Origin of the sequence: Peptoniphilus mikwangii (assembly GCF_000468535.1) — a bacterium.
Lineage (GTDB): Bacteria > Bacillota > Clostridia > Tissierellales > Peptoniphilaceae > Anaerosphaera > Anaerosphaera mikwangii.
In genome coordinates this window covers 137,034-154,597 of the sequence record NZ_AUQY01000002.1, presented here as the reverse complement: position 1 = coordinate 154,597, position 17,564 = coordinate 137,034, and the positions used below count along the sequence as shown (strand labels likewise).

Annotated in this window: 19 protein-coding genes; 3 read left to right on the top strand and 16 right to left on the bottom strand. The window is 30.0% G+C overall.

What is annotated here, in order from left to right; all coding sequences use genetic code 11:
* Window positions 1–7: 7 nt before the first annotated feature.
* The 16 genes from M915_RS01135 to hrcA all read right to left on the bottom strand — a co-directional run bounded on the left by M915_RS01135 (window position 8) and on the right by hrcA (window position 13,799).
* Complete coding sequence (locus M915_RS01135; protein WP_036728573.1) at window positions 8–715, bottom strand: diacylglycerol kinase; 708 nt, start codon at window positions 713–715, stop codon at window positions 8–10.
* 5 nt (window positions 716–720) lie between these two features.
* Window positions 721–1,167 (bottom strand): rRNA maturation RNase YbeY, encoded by a 447-nt coding sequence (ybeY, locus tag M915_RS01130; RefSeq protein WP_036728572.1) that lies wholly within the window; start codon window positions 1,165–1,167, stop codon window positions 721–723.
* Window positions 1,168–1,171: 4 nt separating this feature from the next.
* Window positions 1,172–2,164 (bottom strand): PhoH family protein, encoded by a 993-nt coding sequence (locus M915_RS01125; RefSeq protein WP_036728570.1) that lies wholly within the window; start codon window positions 2,162–2,164, stop codon window positions 1,172–1,174.
* Between the two features lie 93 nt (window positions 2,165–2,257).
* A complete protein-coding gene (locus M915_RS01120; RefSeq protein WP_036728568.1) occupies window positions 2,258–2,794 on the bottom strand; it encodes a hypothetical protein in 537 nt (178 codons plus the stop codon).
* An 8-nt stretch (window positions 2,795–2,802) separates the two neighbouring features.
* Window positions 2,803–3,795, bottom strand: a complete 993-nt coding sequence (floA, locus tag M915_RS01115; RefSeq protein ID WP_009222324.1) for a flotillin-like protein FloA — start codon at window positions 3,793–3,795, stop codon at window positions 2,803–2,805.
* Window positions 3,792–5,072 (bottom strand): NfeD family protein, encoded by a 1,281-nt coding sequence (locus M915_RS01110; protein ID WP_036728565.1) that lies wholly within the window; start codon window positions 5,070–5,072, stop codon window positions 3,792–3,794. The genes floA and M915_RS01110 overlap by 4 nt, the downstream gene beginning before the upstream one ends.
* Before the next feature lie 28 nt (window positions 5,073–5,100).
* Window positions 5,101–5,556, bottom strand: coding sequence for a GatB/YqeY domain-containing protein (locus tag M915_RS01105; RefSeq protein ID WP_009222326.1), 456 nt, complete (start codon window positions 5,554–5,556; stop codon window positions 5,101–5,103).
* A gap of 17 nt (window positions 5,557–5,573) precedes the next feature.
* Window positions 5,574–5,756: a 30S ribosomal protein S21 gene (rpsU, locus tag M915_RS01100; protein WP_009222327.1), complete on the bottom strand. Its 183-nt coding sequence runs from the start codon at window positions 5,754–5,756 to the stop codon at window positions 5,574–5,576.
* 92 nt (window positions 5,757–5,848) lie between these two features.
* Entirely contained in the window at window positions 5,849–6,187 is a 339-nt protein-coding gene (locus tag M915_RS01095) for a histidine triad nucleotide-binding protein (protein ID WP_036728562.1), read from the bottom strand.
* A 2-nt stretch (window positions 6,188–6,189) separates the two neighbouring features.
* Window positions 6,190–7,497, bottom strand: coding sequence for a tRNA (N(6)-L-threonylcarbamoyladenosine(37)-C(2))-methylthiotransferase MtaB (mtaB, locus tag M915_RS01090; RefSeq protein WP_036728560.1), 1,308 nt, complete (start codon window positions 7,495–7,497; stop codon window positions 6,190–6,192).
* Window positions 7,497–8,213, bottom strand: coding sequence for an RsmE family RNA methyltransferase (locus M915_RS01085; RefSeq protein WP_036728557.1), 717 nt, complete (start codon window positions 8,211–8,213; stop codon window positions 7,497–7,499). Before M915_RS01085 ends, mtaB begins: the two co-directional genes overlap by 1 nt.
* Window positions 8,206–9,123: a 50S ribosomal protein L11 methyltransferase gene (prmA, locus tag M915_RS01080; RefSeq protein ID WP_036728554.1), complete on the bottom strand. Its 918-nt coding sequence runs from the start codon at window positions 9,121–9,123 to the stop codon at window positions 8,206–8,208. The genes M915_RS01085 and prmA overlap by 8 nt, the downstream gene beginning before the upstream one ends.
* 43 nt (window positions 9,124–9,166) lie before the next feature.
* On the bottom strand, window positions 9,167–10,285 hold the full coding sequence (dnaJ, locus tag M915_RS01075; RefSeq protein ID WP_036728552.1) for a molecular chaperone DnaJ: 1,119 nt from the start codon (window positions 10,283–10,285) through the stop codon (window positions 9,167–9,169).
* A 101-nt stretch (window positions 10,286–10,386) separates the two neighbouring features.
* On the bottom strand, window positions 10,387–12,195 hold the full coding sequence (gene dnaK, locus M915_RS01070; RefSeq protein ID WP_009222333.1) for a molecular chaperone DnaK: 1,809 nt from the start codon (window positions 12,193–12,195) through the stop codon (window positions 10,387–10,389).
* A 33-nt stretch (window positions 12,196–12,228) separates the two neighbouring features.
* Window positions 12,229–12,762 carry a nucleotide exchange factor GrpE gene (gene grpE, locus M915_RS01065; protein ID WP_036728549.1) on the bottom strand — a complete coding sequence of 178 codons (534 nt, stop codon included), beginning with the start codon at window positions 12,760–12,762 and terminating at the stop codon, window positions 12,229–12,231.
* 5 nt (window positions 12,763–12,767) lie between these two features.
* On the bottom strand, window positions 12,768–13,799 hold the full coding sequence (gene hrcA, locus M915_RS01060) for a heat-inducible transcriptional repressor HrcA (protein WP_036728546.1): 1,032 nt from the start codon (window positions 13,797–13,799) through the stop codon (window positions 12,768–12,770).
* 206 nt (window positions 13,800–14,005) lie between these two features.
* Here hrcA and lepB point away from each other — a divergent pair, with 206 nt between their 5' ends.
* From lepB to hemW, 3 genes are read left to right on the top strand one after another with little or no spacing between them, the layout of a single operon-like run.
* Window positions 14,006–14,548 (top strand): signal peptidase I, encoded by a 543-nt coding sequence (gene lepB, locus M915_RS01055; protein WP_009222336.1) that lies wholly within the window; start codon window positions 14,006–14,008, stop codon window positions 14,546–14,548.
* Window positions 14,538–16,349 (top strand): translation elongation factor 4, encoded by a 1,812-nt coding sequence (gene lepA, locus M915_RS01050; protein WP_009222337.1) that lies wholly within the window; start codon window positions 14,538–14,540, stop codon window positions 16,347–16,349. The genes lepB and lepA overlap by 11 nt, the downstream gene beginning before the upstream one ends.
* Entirely contained in the window at window positions 16,336–17,532 is a 1,197-nt protein-coding gene (gene hemW / locus M915_RS01045; RefSeq protein ID WP_009222338.1) for a radical SAM family heme chaperone HemW, read from the top strand. The genes lepA and hemW overlap by 14 nt, the downstream gene beginning before the upstream one ends.
* Window positions 17,533–17,564: the final 32 nt, after the last annotated feature.

The following is a 17,564-nucleotide window of genomic DNA, read 5'->3' as shown; positions in this document are numbered from 1 at the left end:
TCTCCTCTTATCCAAATACTTTAAATATAAAAATTGCTACACAAATTCCAAGTATGGCTCCACTTACAACTTCACTAATTTTATGAATTTTGCCCTCTATTCTACTTTCTCCTACTAAAAAAGCTATTCCAAATGATGCAATTGTTATTAATGTTTTTTCTGCAACAAGCGATATTATTGTCGCTGCACAAAAAGCAATTGATGTATGTCCTGAAATTGCTCCTCCTTGAAAATAAGTTCCTCTGTTTTTTTTAGCTCTTAAATATTTACCTCCTATTGTAAGCATTACAACTATAATAATCGCTACAAAGCTAAGATGTTCATCAGAATTCTTTATCTTTATTAAAAGTAAATCTCCCATATTTGCCATTCTCTTATAAAATAATAAATAAGCTGTAACTAAAGCATTAACGGAAGCTATCAAAACTGCTCCTGCAGAGATATCTTTAACATATTTTGCTATCGGATTATAATCTTGAACTACAAGGTCTATTGTTCGCTCTATAGCTGTATTAAACATTTCAGAAGTTATTACAAATATTATCGCTAATAATAAAAACATAAATTCCACTCTAGTAAAATCCATAAATAAACTTATAAATATTACTCCAAGTGCTGCTATGTAATGAAATTTCATATTTTTTTCTGTTTTTAACGCAGATACTATTCCCTGCACAGCATAATTAAACGATGCTATAAATCCACCTTTTTTCATTATAATCACCTATATATTTTTAAATTATCCATTATAATTTTTTCTTTGGATCTCATGATTAACTTATCTTCTTCTTCAATATGATCATAACCTAAAAGATGTAAAACGGAATGAACAGTTAAATATGACATTTCCCTTTCATTTGAATGTCCAAATTCTTGAGCCTGTTCTATAACCCTTTTTGTATTTATTACTACATCTCCAAGTATTCTTTCTTCAATTTGAAATTCATCATCTATAGGAAATGACAATACATCTGTAGAAGAATCAACTCCTCTGAAATTTTTATTTAATTCTTGTATCTCTTCATCATCTACAAATGATACACTTACCATTATATTTTCATCTAATTTTTCAGACTTTATAACTTCTAAAATAGATTTTTTTATAAGTTCTATAATATTTTCATCTATTTCTATTTCATCTTGCCTATTATCAAATAATATATTCATTTATCTAACCTTTTTTATTATATTTGCGTTCTTTTCCAATATCATTTTCATACTTATCGTAAGCATTTATTATTCTCTGTACCAAAGGGTGTCTAACTATATCATTATTTCCAAGATATATTATTCCGATTCCCCTCACACCTTTTAATATATTTAACACAGTTTTCAATCCCGATGGTCTTCCTTTAGGTAAATCTGTTTGAGTAATGTCTCCTGTAATAATTGCCTTTGAACCATATCCAAGTCTTGTCAAAAACATTTTCATTTGCTCATGAGTAGTATTTTGCGCTTCATCTAAAATTACAAATGCACTGTCAAGTGTTCTTCCTCTCATATATGCAAGTGGTGCAACTTCTATAAGCCCCTTTTCAACATACTTAGTATAATTATCATATCCCAACATTTCAAATAGAGCATCGTATAGCGGTCTTAGGTATGGATCAACTTTCATTTGAAGATCTCCGGGAAGAAATCCTAAACTTTCTCCAGCTTCAACTGCCGGTCTTGTTAAAATTATCCTGTTCACCTGCTTATTCTTAAATGCTTTTACAGCAGCTGCCACTGCAAGATATGTTTTCCCGGTTCCTGCAGGACCTATTCCAAATACAACATCATTATCTTTAATTGCATCTAAATATCCTTTCTGCCCTAAAGTCTTAGCTTTTATAGGTTTTCCCATAGATGTATATACTATCGTTTCATTTAACAGTTCAACAATACTTGTCATATTGCCGGATTTAATTAAATTTATAGAATATTGCAAGTCTGTTTTTTCGAGTCTTTTTTGTCTCAAAATAAATTCTTTTAAATTTTCTATAAGTATTGCAACATTTTCTACTGTATCTTCTTCACCTTTAATGCTTATTTCATCATTTTCACATTTTATAATAACATTAAACTGTTCTTCAATAAGGTATATATGCTCATCTAGCTTCCCGTAAAGTTGAGCAACCATATCATTATTTAATATAGAAATATCAACTAATTTTTCAGCCATTATTACCTCCTATAATCTATATATAATATCACAAAAAGGCTGATTTTTCTACTTTAACATTACAAAAACAAAAGGGAGATGTTCTCTCCCTTTTCATCTAAGTGATACAGGTTTATCTAATATCTCTTTCATAATGACTGCTTTTACAAGTTCCTTGTCCGTAAAATCATTCAAGATATCTTCCTCGCTTATTTCCAATGTTTCAGTATCAACACTATTCTCCACTGAAAAAGCATCTTCACGATTTAAGATCCTATTTCTCTCTTCTTTTATTTTTTCCAATCTTGAGTCTCTATCTTCATAATTATTTGTCTTTAATTCTTGTGCTTTCATTGTAGGATAACCATCTTTATCATATCCATAAAGATCATTAGAATTATTTTTTAATTTACCTTTATCAGATGTAGATAGAGAATCTAAAAATTCTTCAAAAACATTATTTTTAATTGTACTTAATATTTTTTTAGAGTTTTTTAAACCTTTTGAATTATTCATTTTTAATAACTCTTTTTCATCTTTAAAACGACTGTCGGACTTCTTTTTTGAAAATTTACCATCACGATGTTTTTTATCTTTCGAAAGAGAAATTATTAAAGGTATTAACAAAATTAAAATATTAATAATTTTCATATTATCACTTACTTATCTTTATTCTTAGAAGTATCTGTAACTTTTGAAATAGCATCTCTCATATCTGTATCAGAGTTAATATTTTTTATCTTATAATAATCCATTACTCCAATATTTCCATTTCTAAGAGCCTCTGCCATAGCAAGAGGAACTTGTGATTGCGCTTCAACAACTTTTGCTCTCATTGATTCAACTTCAGCTTTCATTTCTTGTTCTCTCGCAAGAGCCATAGCTCTTCTTTCAGATGCCTTAGCTTCAGCTATTCTCTTATCTGCTTCAGCTTGATCTGTTTGAAGTCTTGCACCTATATTCCTTGCAACATCAACATCCGCTATATCTATTGATAAAATTTCAAACGCAGTTCCTGAATCAAGTCCTTTTTCAAGTACAACTTTAGAAATAGAATCAGGATTTTCTAAAACTGCCTTATATGTTTTAGATGATCCTACTGTTGTTACTATACCTTCACCAACTCTGGCTATTATAGTTTCTTCTCCCGCTCCTCCTACAAGTCTGTCAATATTTGCTCTAACTGTAACTTTTGCTTTTACTATTACCTCTATACCATCTTGCGCTACCGCAGAAATATTTGGCGTTTCTATTACTTTAGGGTTTACAGATACTTGAACTGCTTCAAGTACATTTCTACCTGCAAGGTCTATCGCAGCTCCTCTTTCAAATTGAAGAGGAATATTTGCACGCTCAGCAGCTATAAGAGCATCAACTAATGTATTTACATTTCCACCTGCTAAATAATGTCCTTCAAGATTTTCTATTTCAAGATTAAGCCCCGCCTTGGTTGCTTTTATCATAGGGTTTACTATTCTACCCGGTCTTACACGCCTAAGTTTCATTCCTATAAGTGTGGAAATTTTTATTTTTACTCCTGAAAAAAATGCAGTTATCCAAAGCCCAACCGGAACAAAACTAAAAAATAAAATTAAAAGAATTATAACAAGTATAATTACTCCGCCACCTAAAATATTACCGACATAAATCATTCCTCTTTCCTCCTAACAAAAATTTTAAAAGCTTCTATTTTGCATACTACGACCTCTACATCTTTTTCAATAAATCCATTATATGCTATAGCCTCATATTTTTTACCATCAATTTCAATGTATCCTGTAGGACGTAATATACTTATTGTCTTTCCATTTCTACCCACATCAAGCTTAGCATAATCAACACTGATGTATCCATCTTCAGACGAACATGACTTTGAAAGTGTAACATTATTTATAAATTTTAATTTCTTTCCCTTTTTAATAAGATATATTCCACATAATATTGTGATAATTAACGCTATCGCTATACTTGTAATTGCAATTTCTAAAGTTTTCATTGCAAGCACAAGTCCTGAAATTACAAATATTATTCCTCCTATTCCCGCTATACCGAATCCCGGAATTATGATTTCTATAATTATTAAAACAATACCTACTAAAAATATAACTATTGAATACCAATTAGAATTTCCGGCCATTAAATTTCCTATAAAAAACAGTGAAAAAGCTATTATAGATATAATACCTCCTACACCAAAACCCGGTGTAAAAATTTCTACAACAAATCCAAGCATTCCTAAAATAAGAAGTATAGTAGAAACAGTTTGATTTGACACTATGTTTATTACCTTAACAGTTAAATCCATCTTGGCAATTTCATATTTTTTACCATCTAAATTAAATTGTTTTAATATATCTTCATAATTATTGGCAACTCCATCTGAAATTCCAAGATCTAAGCTTTCTTTAGATGTCAAATTTGTAAGTTTCCCCTTTTCGATTATCATTGGAATGTATATGTCCGAATCTGCCATAGATTCTATTATTTGCTCATTTCTACCTCTATACTGCGCTGTATCTCTAAGCATACCTTTCCAAAATGAAATATTTTTTTCTGTCTTAGGTATAGTTTCTGCAGATCCTATTGTTGCCGTTTTTGACATATAGACATTTTTACAAGCTATTGTTATTAAAACTCCTGCTGATTCAGCTTTATTATTTACAAATGCAACCGTAGGAATTTTTGAATCTATAATATAATTTTTTATTTTTTCAGCAGCTATTATAGAACCTCCATAGGTATCAATTTCAAAAATTATAAGTGGACTTTTTTTATCTTCCGCATTTTTTATGGAATCTCTAACATATGTTGCCATAGCTGAATTTATTTCACTCTTTATAGGTATAATTACCGGTGTATTTTCACTTGCAAAAGCTTCATTTGATATTAATGCCAAAAATAAAAAAAGTAATAATAAAATTTTTTTCATAATTTTCTCCTAAAAAATTAAACCCGGGTTATACCCCAGGTTTATTTAACAAATTTTGAGCAATTTTACTTACCATTTTGCCATCTGCTTTGCCCTTAATTTTAGGCATAATACACTTCATAAGATTACCCATTTCCTTAGCTGAGCTGATATTATTTTCTTCAATTGTCTGTTTAACAATCTCAGTAAGCTCTTCTTCAGTAAGTTGTTTAGGTAAATATTCAAGCAATATTTCTATTTCAGCGTTAGTTTGATCGATTAAATCTTGACGATTTCCCTTTAGGAAATCTTCTATAGAAGCTTTCTTTTCTTTTAGTTGCTTTGTAAGCACTTCTATTATATCTTCATCTGAAAGTTCTATTCTCTCATCAACTTCTCTTTGCTTGATAGCGGCACGCGCCATAGTTATTGTATCTTTGCGAAGCTTTTCTTTATTTTTCATGGAAGTTTTTAAATCTTCCATAAGTTTTTCTTTTAGAGACATCTCACATGCACCCTCTTTTAATATCTTGAATGTTTCTTTCTACGTGCTTCTTCAGACTTTTTCTTTCTTCTAACACTTGGCTTTTCGTAATGTTCTCTCTTTCTTGCCTCTTTTAATACTCCACTTGTGGCACATTGTCTCTTAAATCTTTTAAGAGCATTGTCAAGAGATTCATTTTCTCCAACTCTGATTTCTGACATTGCTTCCCCTCCTCTCGTAGAAAAGAGTAGCCCTGCGGGCCAATTCTTAATAATTATACCTTAATAACGGTTATATTTCAATATCTTTTTTATCAGCCCGGTGGCCAATTAAGACTTCTTCCACCCAATACATGAAAATGTAGGTGATTAACAGTTTGTCCCCCATCTTCCTTACAGTTATTAACTATTCTATAACCATTTTCAAGACCAAATTTTCCACATAAATTTTTTGCAACTAAAAAAATATGTCCTATTAATTCTTTATGATTTTCACTAAGTTCATCTGCAGATTTTATATGTTCTTTTGGAACAATTAAAAAATGTATCGGAGCTTGCTTATCAATATCATTAAAAGCATATACAAGCTCATCTTCATATATACATTCGGACGGAATACCTCCATTTATTATTTCACAAAATAAACATTCCATAACTAACCTCCTATAACTGAAACCTCAACCGGATCACATTCTATATTTACTATATTAACATCTTTTATCTTATTTTTTAAGTTTTCTTTTGAATTTGTAAAGCATCTTATATAGTTAGTTGTATATCCAACATAACTTGAATTTACAAGTTTTTCTTCAAATAGCACAGATTTTATTACATTTAAATTTTTTTCAGAAAATTTTTTCATAAGTTCATCACTTAACGCAAGTAATATGGAACTTCTCTTATTTTTTATATTTCCGTCAATTTGATTTTTCATTTTAGCTGCAACAGTTCCATCTCTCTTAGAATATTTAAATACATGAACTTTAGAAAATTCAACTTTTTTTATCAAATCATAACTGTCTAAAAAGTCATCATCTGTTTCTCCCGGAAATCCTACTATAACATCCGTTGTCAATCCTGCATATGGCATATAACTTCTAATCATTTGTGTCTTATCAAAATATTCTTCTCTTGTATATTTTCTATTCATTTCTTTTAAAATTTTATTTGAACCGCTTTGCAATGATAAGTGAAAATGATCACATAATTTATTTGTAGCAACAACCCTTTTCATAAAATCATCTGTTATAGTCCGAGGTTCTATTGAAGATAATCTTATTCTTTCAATTCCATCAATACTTGCAATGTTTTCTATTAAATCAATCAATCGCTCCTTACCAATGTCATACCCATAAGAGCCAATGTGAATTCCGGTTAAAATTATTTCCTTATATCCTGCTTTTGCCAATTTTCTTGCTTCATTCATAGAATCTTCTATTGATCTTGACCTTATATTTCCCCTTGCAAATGGTATTATACAATACGTGCAATATCTATTACATCCATCTTGAACTTTAATATACGCTCTTGTCATATCATTTTCTTTAGATGTGTTAATAGTTTGAAATTCATGGTCACTCTTTAATGATCTAACGATATTAATTTGCTTTTTATTATTCGAAAACTCCTCACATAATTCAACGATTCTATTTCTCTCAGTAGTTCCTATAATTATGTCAACACCCGGAATTGAACTTACTTCCTCAGGAGACGTTTGAGAATAACAACCCACTACTGCAACTATAGAATTAGGGTTGTCTCTTTTAGCTCTTCTTATAAATTGTCTTGATTTTCTGTCAGATAAATTAGTTACTGTACAAGTGTTTATGATATATATATCCGAAACCTCCGTCTCAAAATCTACATTAAGATATCCTTCATTTTCAAATAATTCAGCCATTGCCTCAGATTCATATTGATTTACCTTACACCCTAACGTCAATATCGAAAAAGACTTTTTCATCACTTACCTCTTTCAAAATTATATATTATATAAAAACTTGCACAAACTGCTGCTGTTTCAGCGCGTAAAATTCTATTTCCAAGTGATACAATTTTTGCACCTAAAGATTTTAAATAATCTATCTCAGTTTCTTCAAAACCTCCTTCAGGTCCTATAACTAAAATAACATTTTTATTTTCCAGTTTTATATCTACAAGCCTGTCATCATCTTCATTCTCATATGGCACAATTAACTCTCTATTTTCTAAAATTTCTTCTATCCCTTCTAAATCAATAGGAGTATTAACTCTCGGTATATAATCTCTTTTTGATTGCTTAGCCGCAGCCTCTACAACCCTTTGCCATCTTTGAACTTTTTTATATTCCTTATGATCTATTTGTGCAACAACTCTTTTTGTATTCAGAGGATAAATTTCGCAAACTCCAACCTCAACAGAGGATTTTAATGCTTGGTCCATCTTATCACCCTTTAAAATCCCCTGGAGCAAAATCAATTTTACATCACTTTCTCTTTCAGCTGAAACTTCTTCTATTTTTTTTAAAATTATAAAATCACCGCAACAGCTATCAAAGATAGCCTTAAACACTCCATTGTTTGCACCTACTTCTACTATTTCCTCTTCTCTGATTCTAAGAACAGTTTTATAATGATGTGAATTTTCTTTAGACAGAGTTATTGTATTTTCAAAATTTGCATTTTCAAAAAATCTATACATTTTTTATCACTCTGCCAACAATTAAAGACCAACCGTTATTTTCTCTGATTTCTATAATTTCAAATCCTTCTTTTATTAATGCATTTTTTACCATGTCGATTTTTTCAACAATTATTCCTGAAGATATAAATATTCCATTACTCGTTAAATGTCTTTTTAAATCTCCTATCATATCAACTATAATCTCTGCAATTATATTAGAAACTATTATATCGGCATTTCCACTTACAACGTCTAATAAATTTCCTTTGTAAACTTTAATCTTTTCAGAAACATTATTCATATTTGCATTTTCTAAAGATGCTTCTATACATTTTTGATCAATATCTACTGCTATTACTTTTTCTGCACCTAATTTTATGGCAGCTATTCCAAGTATTCCACTTCCACATCCAATATCAAATACAATATTGTCTTGCTTTACATACTCTTCCAGAGCTTCTATGCACATATATGTCGTTTCATGTGTACCTGTACCAAATGCCATACCCGGATCTATGTCTATAACTATTCTATCTTTATTTTCATATTCTTCCCATGTAGGCTTAATTAAAATCTTCTCTCCTATTTCAATAGGATGATAATATTTTTTCCAATTATTTGCCCAATCTTCATCATCAGTTATATTAATATCTGCACTCCCAAGTTTTTTATTTTCTATAGCAAATTTAATTTCCTCAGCCCTTTCTTTTTCCTCAATAGAAAAATAACATTTTAAAATTAAATTGCCTTTACCTATGGAAAACACATCCTCATCTACAAAATCCCAAGATTTTTCATTTTGAGCTAATTCTTCAATTATCTCTATACTATCTTCTTCAAACACATAAATATCTCTATTATATAATTCATTTAAAACAAACTCTCTATTATTATCAATAGTATTTATAATAAGTTCAATATATTTCATAAAACCTCCAGTTTTAAAAATAGACAAAATCTAATGATTTTGCCTATTCAAAAAATTCTTTGACTTTATCAAAAAATCCCTTTCGTTCTTCGTGTATGTCTTTACTTTTTTCTCTTAGAGTTTCAAGAAGCTTTTTTTGTTCATCTGTTATCTTTTTAGGCACTATTATGTCAACCGTAAAGTATAAATCTCCTTTTCCCTCACGCCTTACATAGCTTACTCCCTCTCCTCTAAGTTTAAATGTAGTTCCTCCCTGCGTTCCCTTAGGAATTTCATAGTCGACTAAGTTATTTAACGTAGGTACTTTTATCGTTCCGCCAAGTACAGCATCCATATAAGAGATTGGAATTTCTAAATACAAATCTGTTCCATTTCTTTTAAATACAGAATCTTCTCTAACGGACACATAAATAAATAAATCTCCATTTGATCCGCCGTTTTCTCCTACATGTCCTTCACCCTTCATCGAAATTATTGTATTATTGTCTACTCCGGCAGGAATTTTAACATTTAACTTTTTACTTATTACTTCTTTTCCTACTCCTCTACAATGCTTACACGGCTTATCAATTATTTCACCCGAACCATTACATTTATCACAGGTAACTACTCTAACAAATCTACCAAATGCAGAAGTTGACTGTATTTTAACTTGTCCTGTTCCATTACATTTATCACAAGTGTGTTTTGAAGTTCCGGGTTCCGCTCCTGTACCGCTACAATGTGAGCAGTTTTCCTGTCTTCTTATATTTATTATCTTTTCAACTCCAAATACAGCCTCTCTAAAATCTAAAGTTATATCATATCTGATATCTCCGCCTTTTATTGGAGAATTAGAACTTCTGCTTGTATATGAATCTCTAAATCCTCCTCCAAACATATCAAATATGTCGCCGAATATATCTGAAAATCCTCCAAAGTTTCCTCCACCTTGGAAGTTTCCATTTATTCCGTCTTCTCCATACATATCATAAGTTTTTCTTTTTTGATCGTCTGAAAGAACTTCATATGCTAAGTTTATTTCTTTAAATTTCGTTTCCGATTCTTCATCTTCTTGATTTAAATCAGGATGATATTTCTTAGCTAATTTTTTATACGATTTCTTTATTTCTTCAGAAGTAGCAGTTTTTTCAACCTCTAAAATATCATAAAAATCTCTCAAATCTTCACCACCAATTTCTAAAGTCTTATTTTACATCTTTTTATCAAAAAAATAAAGCTAAATCAAGTTGAGATTTAGCTTTATTTATAGATTACATATTATTATTCTTCATCTACTACTTCATAATCTGCATCTACAACATCTTCTTCAGGTGCTTTTTGTTCTTCTTGAGCTTGTGTTGCTTTATAAATTTCTTCAGATACTGCATAAAACGCTTTTGTCAATTCTTCAGTCTTAGCTTTAATTTCATCCAAATCTTCAGAATCTTTTACAGATTTTAAGGATTCTATAGCTTTTTCTATTTTTTCTTTATCTTCAGCCTTTATTTTATCTTTTAACTCCTCAAGTGTTGATTCTGATTGATAAATCATCGAATCCGCATTATTTCTTGCTTCAATCAAATCTTTTTTCTTAGAATCTTCTTTAGCAAACATTTCAGCTTCTTTTACTTTCTTTTCAATCTCTTCGTCACTCAAATTTGTTGAAGATGTAATTGTAATTTTTTGTTCTTTTCCTGTTCCTAAATCCTTGGCATATACATTTACTATTCCATTTGCATCTATATCAAAAGTAACTTCAATTTGAGGTATTCCACGTCTTGCAGGAGCTATTCCGTCTAATTGGAATCTTCCCAAAGTAACATTATCTGATGCCATTTGTCTTTCTCCTTGTAGAACATGAATATCTACTGAAGTTTGATTATCAGATGCTGTTGTAAATACTTGTGATTTCTTTGTAGGAATAGTTGTATTTCTTTCTATAAGTCTTGTTGTAACTCCCCCCATTGTTTCAATTCCAAGAGATAATGGTGTAACATCAAGTAATAATAAATCTTTTACATCCCCTGAAAGAACTCCTCCTTGAATTGCTGCACCAAGAGCAACACATTCATCAGGATTAATATCTTTTTGTGGTTCTTTCCCTACCAACTCTTTGATGCAAGCTTGAACTGCAGGAATTCTTGTAGAACCTCCAACCAACAATACCTTATCAATATCGCTTGGAGTCATATCTGCATCTTTAAGAGCATCTTTTACAGGTTGTTCAGTCATTTTTACAAGTTCTTTAGTAAGCTCATCAAATTTAGCACGAGTTAAGTCCATATTTAAATGTAACGGTCCTTCTGCTGTTGCTGTTATAAACGGCAAATTAATGTTTGTAGACATTGTTGAAGATAGTTCCTTCTTCGCCTTTTCCGCTGCTTCTTTTAGTCTTTGTAAACTCATTTTATCAGCTTTCAAATCTACTCCATGAGCTTTTTTAAACTCACTAGCTATATAATCAATTACTTTATTATCAAAGTCATCTCCACCTAATTTGTTATTTCCTCTTGTTGCATGTACTTCAAAAACTCCATCTGAAAGTTCAAGAATAGATACGTCAAAAGTACCACCGCCAAGGTCATATACCATAACAGTTTGTGAATCCGATTTTTCATCTTCTCCATAAGCAAGTGCTGCTGCTGTAGGTTCGTTTACAATTCTTTTTACATCTAATCCTGCAATTTTACCGGCATCTTTTGTTGCCTGTCTTTGTGCATCCGTAAAATATGCAGGAACTGTAATTACAGCCTCTGTAATTTTTTCTCCAAGATAGCTTTCCGCATCAGATTTTAACTTTTGAAGAATCATAGCAGAAATTTCTTGCGGAGTATAATCCTTTCCGTCAATATTTACCTTATAATCACTACCCATGTGTCTCTTTATTGACTGAATAGTTCTGTCCGGATTTGTTATAGCTTGACGTTTTGCAGTTTCACCTACAAGTCTTTCTCCATCTTTTGTAAATGCTACTATTGATGGTGTAGTTCTATTTCCTTCAATGTTAGGAATTATTATTGAATCTCCACCTTCCATTACCGCTACTGCTGAATTTGTTGTTCCTAAATCAATACCTATTATTTTTCCCATTATTATTTCCTCCTTAAGAGATTATTTTATTTTTTATTTAGATACCTTAACCATTGCTGATCTAAGTACTTTTTCACCTATCATATAACCTTTTTGTAATACTTCTATTACAATTCCCTCTTCAATGCCATCTTTTTGCTCTATGAGAACTGCATGATGAAGATTAGGATCAAATTTTTCATTTAATGAATTCATTTCTGTAACTCCATTTTTCTCAAGCAATTCCATAAGTTGTTTATAAATTAATTCTACGCCGTCAAAAAATGTATCTTTTTCCCCTTTAGATTCTATAGCTCTTTCAAAGTTATCTACTATTTGAATTAATTCAAGCATAACTTTTTTAGTTCCAAGTTCTATATATTCCTTTCTTTCAACTTCTGTTCTTCTCTTATAATTAGCAAAATCAGCCTGAAGTCTTAAAAATTGATCTTTTATAAGATTAACTTCACTATCAATTTCATCAATATCTTCTTCAGTAGTTACCTCCTGAGAATTATCTACAGGTTCTTCCATTGTTTCATTAACTTCTTCAACAACTTCTTCTTTAACCTTTTTATTATCTGACAATTAAATCACCTCACTATTTTATCTATAACATAAGACAAATTATCTCTGAATAATTTTACAGTCTTTATATGTTTTCTATAATCCATTCTTATCGGACCTATAATTCCTATTTGTCCTATTCTCTGATTTTTAGGTCTAAATGTTGCTCTTATAATCGAATTGTTTTTCATCAGTTCATCTTCATTTTCATCGCCTATTATCACATCAAAATCAGATTTCTCGGAATAATTTATAAGTTTTAAAATTGATTTTTTATCTTCAATAAACTTAATAAAATTTCTTGCTTTTTCAATATCATAATATTCTTCAAAACTCAAAATATTATTCAATCCATCATAATAAAAATCAAATTGACTGACTTTTTCGTTAAAAGTGCTTGCTCGTTTTATTATATCTGAAATAAATTCTCCATATTTTACCATAGAACCTTTCAAAACAACTTTAAGTCCACCTATTTTTTGAAAATCTATTCCACAGAGATATTCATTTAATTTTTTACAAATTTCATGTAAGTCATCATCAGAAATGGATACTTGTGTATTTACAATTTGTTTTTCAACTACTCCTCTATTTCCAACAATAAGCAAAAGTATTGAATATTCATCAATATTTAGTAACTGAATAAATTTTATTTCAGTGTCGGGTTTTTTTAATGCTACTACATAAGATGTACACTTTGTAAAATCAGAAAGAAGTTTTACAGTGTTTTTAAAAATATCATCTAAGCTATTGGCATTTTGTAAAATTAAATCTCTTATGTCATAGTCTTCAATAAAATCTATATCATATTCAAAAATTTCTTTTTGAATATGATCTACGAAAAACCTATAGGCCTTATTGGATGGAATTCTCCCTGCAGAGGTGTGAGGCTTATTCAAATATCCTAAATCTTCAAGATCTGCCATTTCATTCCTAACTGTCGCTGAACTTATTCCCAAGTTGAAATCCTTTGAAATAGTTCTGGAACCTACAGGATTAGGAGAATCTATATAAGAATTTATTATAGCATTTAATATTTCTATTTTTCTCTCATCCATATTATCACCTTTTGTTAGCACTCTTATTTGTTGAGTGCTAAACCCTATATATAATATATATCCTTAGTCAAAGATTGTCAATACTTTTTTTGCAAATATATTTTTCTTTTTATTGTCATTATTTTAATTATACAAAAACTGTGTTAAAATATAGTTTAGTTTTAGATTATTAAAATTAACCAACTTTAAAATATATGAGGTGAATTATGAGTGAACCAAAGAAAGAATCTTTTCTAAGTTTTATTTTAATATTTATATCGGCATTTGTTCTTGCATTTTTAATTAGACAATTTATTTTTAATGTCAATATTGTTGTCGGAGAATCTATGTATCCTACCTTAAAACCCAATGACAGATTAATTACATTAGTGTTTCCGCTAAAATTTAAAAGTCCAAATAGAGAAGATATTGTAATTTTAGATGCTCCTGATGAATCAGGAAGAGAATATATAAAAAGAATTATCGGCATTCCCGGCGATAGTGTTAAAATAGAAAATGGAAAAGTATATATAAATGACGAACTTTTATCTGAAAATTATTTAGATAATAATATTGAAACTCCAATACAAAATCAATCTGAATGGCATCTTTCAGAAAATGAATTCTTTGTAATGGGTGATAACAGATATAATAGCTCAGATTCAAGAATTTTTGGAGCAATAGATAAAACTTCAATAAGAGGAATTGTAGTTCTTCGCTTTTGGCCGATATCAAATTTTGGAATTGTCGGAGGTTTAAATGACAAATAGACAAGATAATATTAGAAATTTTTCAATAATCGCACATATTGATCACGGAAAGTCAACTCTTGCTGATAGACTTATTGAAAAAACCGGAATGCTTACCGAACGTGAAATGGAGTCACAAGTTTTAGATTCTATGGAACTTGAAAAAGAAAGAGGTATCACAATAAAGTTAAAAGCCATAAGACTTGTCCATAAAACTAATGACGGCAAAGAATATATTTTCAATTTGATTGATACTCCGGGACATGTAGACTTTAACTATGAAGTTTCAAGATCTCTTGCAGCATGTGAGGGAGCATTAGTTGTTGTTGATGCAACTCAGGGTGTTGAAGCTCAAACTCTCGGAAATGTATATTTAGCGATTGATCAAAATTTAGAGCTCGTACCTATAATTAATAAAATAGACCTCCCAAGCGCAAGAGCCGACGAAGTAAAAAAAGAAATCGAAGATATTATTGGTATTGATTGCGAAAACTCTCCGCTGATATCAGCTAAGAGAGGTATAGGAATAGAAGATGTATTTACACGCATTATTGAAGATATCCCGGCTCCTAACGGAGATGAAAATGCCCCGCTTAAAGCTTTGATATTTGATTCATATTATGACTCTTATAAGGGTGTTATATGTTATGTCAGAATAAAAGACGGAAGCGTTAAACCCGGCGATGAAATAATGATGTTCTCAACCAAAAAGGTTTTTGAAGTTGTAGAAGTCGGTGTTACTACTTCGGGTCTTATGCCTTTGAACAAGTTATCAGCAGGTGATGTAGGCTATATAACAGCAAGCATTAAAAATGTAAAAGAAGCAACAGTTGGAGATACCATAACATCTCCATCAACTCCTACTGCAATGCCCTTTCCTGGATATAAAAAAGTAGTTCCTATGGTTTACTGCGGAATATATCCTGCTGAAGGAGAAGAATATGTCAGCGTAAGAGAAGCTCTTGAAAAACTGCAAGTAAATGATGCGGCATTAGTTTTTGAAGCTGAAACTTCTGTTGCCCTCGGTTTTGGATTTAGATGCGGATTTTTAGGATTACTTCACATGGAAATAATCCAAGAAAGACTTGAAAGAGAATTTGACCTTAATTTAGTTACAACAGCTCCGTCAGTTATATATAAAATAACAAAGACAGATGGAAGTATAGTAGAAATACAAAATCCTACTAATATGCCAAGTCCCGCTGAAATACTTAAAATGGAAGAACCGATTGTAAAAGCCGAAATTATGACTCCAACAGATTATGTAGGCGCAATAATGGATTTATGCCAAAATAGAAGAGGTGTATTCTTAGGTATGGAATACCTTGAAGAAACAAGAGCTCTTATAAAATATAATCTTCCGTTAAATGAAGTTATATATGACTTCTTTGATGCCCTTAAATCAAGAACCAGAGGCTATGCTTCATATGATTATGAATTGATAGGATATAATGAATCCGACCTGGTTAAACTTGACATACTTATAAACGGAACTCTTGTAGATGCTTTTTCAATTATCGTACATGAATCTACAGCTTATAATAAAGGTCGTAGAATCTGCGAAAAACTTACAGATGTAATTCCAAGACATCAATTTGCAGTACCTATTCAAGCGGCAATAGGAAATAAAATAATAGCAAGAGAAACTATAAAAGCACTTAGAAAAGATGTTCTTGCAAAATGCTACGGCGGAGATATTTCAAGAAAGAGAAAACTTTTAGAAAAACAAAAAGAAGGTAAAAAACGTATGAGAACTGTCGGCGAGGTTGATGTTCCTCAAGAAGCATTCTTAACGGTATTAAAATATGATGAAGAAAATTAATAAGTCCGATTTTATATCGGACTTTATACTTAATAAAAATTCAACTGAAGATATATCATTATATATACACGTTCCATTTTGTGAGAGTAGATGTTACTATTGTGACTTTTATTCATCAATTATAAACGAAAACAACGTCAATGATTATTTTGAAAATTTATATAAAGAATTATTTTTATATAAGGATTTTTTAAAAGACAAAAAAATAGTCAGTATATTTATAGGTGGCGGAACGCCAAGTTCTGTAAATCCAAAATATATTTTTAAATTAATGGAAAAAATCAATTTAATTTCCACAATTGAAAAATCTTGTGAAATAACTATTGAACTAAACCCCAATTCAGTATCAAGTGAAAAATTAAAATTATATTTGAACTCAAAAATTAACCGTTTTTCAATGGGAGCGCAAAGTTTTAATGATGATATATTAAAAAAAATAGGAAGAATTCATAAAAAAGAAGATATTATTTCTGCATGCAAACTATTTGGAAAATATAACATAAAAAATTTCAATTTAGACTTAATGCTTGCACTTCCCTCTCAAAAATTTGAAGATATTAAAGAATCTATCAAATATATAAAACTGTTGGATCCTGCTCATATTTCATATTATAGTTTAATTTTAGAAACAGGAACTAAACTATATGATATAAACCAAGTTAATCCACTGATTTTTCCGGATGAAAATCAAGATAGAGATATGTATCACTATATAGTTCATTCACTTGATGACTTAGGATACAAACAATATGAGATTTCAAATTTTTCAAAATCTGAATTTGAATCAAAACACAATTTAAGGTATTGGAAATTAAAAAATTATTTGGGTCTGGGTATTTCCTCACATTCAAATATAAACAATTTAAGATTTTATAACCATAATTCATTTGAAAAATATTATTCAATAATTAAAACTTCAAATTTGCCGGTTCAAGATTTTGAGGTCTTAGATAATAAAGATAGAATAAATGAATTTATAACAATGGGACTTAGGTTAAACAGCGGAATTAACATCTCTTCAATAAATAAAATTTTTAAAATAGATTTTTTAAATTATTATAAAAATGAAATTTCTAAAAATATTAATTTAAATCTAATTACTATTAAAAATGAAACTATTTACTTAACTGAACTTGGAAGAGATTTATCAAATCTTGTAGAATTGGATTTTATTAGACTTTAATAAATAAAATCTTGCATTGTTACTAAATTAAT

Coding starts and splice junctions, on each gene's coding strand:
- prmA (WP_036728554.1), bottom strand. CDS start 9,123: ATGAAATATATTGAACTTATTATAAATACTATTGATAATAATAGAGAG.
- M915_RS01110 (WP_036728565.1), bottom strand. CDS start 5,072: ATGAAAAAAATTTTATTATTACTTTTTTTATTTTTGGCATTAATATCA.
- dnaK (WP_009222333.1), bottom strand. CDS start 12,195: ATGGGAAAAATAATAGGTATTGATTTAGGAACAACAAATTCAGCAGTA.
- rpsU (WP_009222327.1), bottom strand. CDS start 5,756: ATGTCAGAAATCAGAGTTGGAGAAAATGAATCTCTTGACAATGCTCTT.
- M915_RS01105 (WP_009222326.1), bottom strand. CDS start 5,556: ATGTCTCTAAAAGAAAAACTTATGGAAGATTTAAAAACTTCCATGAAA.
- lepB (WP_009222336.1), top strand. CDS start 14,006: ATGAGTGAACCAAAGAAAGAATCTTTTCTAAGTTTTATTTTAATATTT.
- M915_RS01135 (WP_036728573.1), bottom strand. CDS start 715: ATGAAAAAAGGTGGATTTATAGCATCGTTTAATTATGCTGTGCAGGGA.
- M915_RS01085 (WP_036728557.1), bottom strand. CDS start 8,213: ATGTATAGATTTTTTGAAAATGCAAATTTTGAAAATACAATAACTCTG.
- mtaB (WP_036728560.1), bottom strand. CDS start 7,497: ATGAAAAAGTCTTTTTCGATATTGACGTTAGGGTGTAAGGTAAATCAA.
- floA (WP_009222324.1), bottom strand. CDS start 3,795: ATGATTTATGTCGGTAATATTTTAGGTGGCGGAGTAATTATACTTGTT.
- hrcA (WP_036728546.1), bottom strand. CDS start 13,799: ATGGATGAGAGAAAAATAGAAATATTAAATGCTATAATAAATTCTTAT.
- ybeY (WP_036728572.1), bottom strand. CDS start 1,167: ATGAATATATTATTTGATAATAGGCAAGATGAAATAGAAATAGATGAA.
- M915_RS01095 (WP_036728562.1), bottom strand. CDS start 6,187: ATGGAATGTTTATTTTGTGAAATAATAAATGGAGGTATTCCGTCCGAA.
- M915_RS01125 (WP_036728570.1), bottom strand. CDS start 2,164: ATGGCTGAAAAATTAGTTGATATTTCTATATTAAATAATGATATGGTT.
- hemW (WP_009222338.1), top strand. CDS start 16,336: ATGAAGAAAATTAATAAGTCCGATTTTATATCGGACTTTATACTTAAT.
- M915_RS01120 (WP_036728568.1), bottom strand. CDS start 2,794: ATGAAAATTATTAATATTTTAATTTTGTTAATACCTTTAATAATTTCT.
- lepA (WP_009222337.1), top strand. CDS start 14,538: ATGACAAATAGACAAGATAATATTAGAAATTTTTCAATAATCGCACAT.